The following is a 2,330-nucleotide window of genomic DNA, read 5'->3' as shown; positions in this document are numbered from 1 at the left end:
ATCGGACGACCCGAGGAACGCACCAGTTCCACGGCGTCTTCCTTGTACTTCTGGGTGTACTTCTTACGATCCGACATTAACGTGAGGGCTCCTTACAAGCTGTCTCACAAAACCATACGGCCGCAGTGCCTGGTTTATTTCGTGCGGGGCGCGATCGGATTTAAGTAGCCGTAAAGCCAGGACAGCGGCGTATGCGCTGGTTAAGGGAATGGGTCCTATTAGGCGGTAGCCCAAGACTTCTTCGACATTGCCGATACGTCTGGCAACGGAGCTGTGGTGAAGGTGCAGCGCTTTCGCGGCACGGCGCAGTGTTCCTGTCCGGCACAGCGCTTCCAATGCTTCAAGCTCCGCACGCCCGCCGTCTTTCCTCTCGATGGCCTGAAGTGCCGGGAGATCGGGCAGCTTCAGGAGATCATCACGAGGTACCCGGGCGAGCAGGGTGAGGTTCCCGAGCTCAGCGTGTGAAATGACGCGGGAAACAGGACTGCCATCGCCGGTAAACGGCAGAACATCCAGGGCGTGATGGTAGGAGAGGTGGATCCGGGCAACCGGTACCCGAGGACCGATACCGACACGAACACCGGCTGTCATTTCAGCAAACCGCCGCAACGGCGTATCCCGTGGCGCAATGGCGATTGTGTCGGCGCCCGTAGTTACAGCGATGCAGTCAGGATCGGCTTCTACAATCCGCTGCGGCAACTGTTCAGAAGATTCCTTCTCCCGAAAAGCCAGCACGGCGCTTCGCTTCAAGGTGCCCAGGCCCAAAGAAATCCAAAGATTCTCCCGATCACGATCGTTCGTATCAGTGTGAAGCAGCCCGGAGAGGAGCCTGCGCTGAGGCAGGACAGTGGCATTTGAAACTGGATTCATGACTCAATCCGCGGCAGGAGTATGCGGTCAGGGCCAACCCGGGCCTCAACCGCTGGACAAACACTGGTGGACGAAACCTGCGGAACAAGCCGCGGCTGTCGAGGGAACAGCCCTTCAAAAAGCCTCCCAAAAGGAGACTACGGCCATAACCACAGGTCAGCGGCATATCGGGTGAAAGATCCGACAACTGTCGGACGACTGCGGAGGGACTTCCGCAATAGACTCTCGTAGCATCCCTCCTCTGACGCGGCCGGGATGCATGCGCTTGAACAACCGATACAACGAGGCCCCTTCGACGGCTGCCGCTCCGTCTAATGAAGCAGGAAATACACCGGATGAAATCTGATGCAAGATGCCGTATAGAAGTCGTTGTGAGTGATGGAAGAGAACTGAACGGACTTCTAGACAAAGCTGTGGATACCCTTCTCGCGACGGCATTGGAGCGAAAAAAGAACGGGATCCTCGTGACCCGGCACGACGGCAGCCGATACACAGTCGAACTTTCCGATGAAGTCCCCTACGGGCTCACCCACGAACGATCCATATGAGCAGCACCGCAGAACCTCTGCCTTACCTCAGCAGCTCCGGCGCTGACTCCAGGTACGGCAGGTACTGTCCGCTCCACAACCGCTCGTCCTGGAAGCGGTTGTCCGTTCGAGAGCGCGAACCGGTTTGAGCCATGAGTGAAGCGGCGACAGGTCAGATCTGGGCGTTGGATCCGGCCAGCCTCCACGAGGTGCTTCTGGACCCTGAAGCAGCTCTGGCCCAGGTTAAGGAAGGGTCGCCTCTGGAGCGGATTTGGGCCTTGCGCTTGCTCGGGTGCCTGGACCAGGCCGCTATCGAGGCAGAGGATCTGCTTGCCGGTGCCGATTACAGGTTCGGCCCTCTGCTCCTGCTGGCCCACATTTACCAGTGCCAGTACAGGTGGGAGGAAGCCTCCTGGCTGCAGGGGGAAGCGGTCAGAATCGCCGGAACACCGGAACGCGAAGCAATGGCACACCATCACACAGGACGAAGACTGATGGTAGAAAGCCGCTACCGCGAGGCCGAACAGGAATTCGAATGGGCCATAGACCTCTTCCGGGCTGCGGGCAGCCCAGAAGAAGTGGCCAACGCCTCCCGGACCGCCCAGCAGCTGGCACGCCGGCTTTCGGCCCAGAACACCTTCAGAGAAGAACCCCCTCTATAAATGGCGGGACACTCACCTCCACGGACTCAAGCCAATGCGATCGGGACGAATTCCACCCATGAAAGAAGCAGAAAAACGCGATTTCAACCGTGCGTCTCTGCATTCCACACCTGACTAAATTCGAACTGATCCCACGAGGCAGACTACTGGCACCTCTGCGTATCAGGTTCGGGCGTATTCATCGGCTGGCGCCTGTGTAGGTCTGTCTGATCCGCTGCTGCTAGTGACCATCTGGGAGAAGAGGCGGGCCGTTCGCCGGAGGATCCTGAGT

Annotated in this window: 3 protein-coding genes; 2 read left to right on the top strand and 1 reads right to left on the bottom strand. The window is 58.7% G+C overall.

Features of this window, described 5'->3' with window-relative positions:
- Window positions 1–63: 63 nt before the first annotated feature.
- A complete protein-coding gene (locus tag HGO92_RS23005; protein ID WP_169999037.1) occupies window positions 64–870 on the bottom strand; it encodes a helix-turn-helix domain-containing protein in 807 nt (268 codons plus the stop codon).
- Between the two features lie 335 nt (window positions 871–1,205).
- Between HGO92_RS23005 and HGO92_RS23000 the strand changes: the two genes are divergently transcribed.
- Together HGO92_RS23000 and HGO92_RS22995 are read left to right on the top strand one after the other, a co-directional pair.
- Entirely contained in the window at window positions 1,206–1,418 is a 213-nt protein-coding gene (locus HGO92_RS23000) for a hypothetical protein (RefSeq protein ID WP_169999034.1), read from the top strand.
- Between the two features lie 131 nt (window positions 1,419–1,549).
- Window positions 1,550–2,059: a hypothetical protein gene (locus HGO92_RS22995; protein ID WP_169999032.1), complete on the top strand. Its 510-nt coding sequence runs from the start codon at window positions 1,550–1,552 to the stop codon at window positions 2,057–2,059.
- Window positions 2,060–2,330 lie beyond the last annotated feature (271 nt).

This window comes from Crystallibacter degradans (assembly GCF_012952295.1).
GTDB classification, from domain to species: domain Bacteria; phylum Actinomycetota; class Actinomycetes; order Actinomycetales; family Micrococcaceae; genus Crystallibacter; species Crystallibacter degradans.
This window is presented reverse-complemented; position numbering and strand designations above follow the sequence as displayed.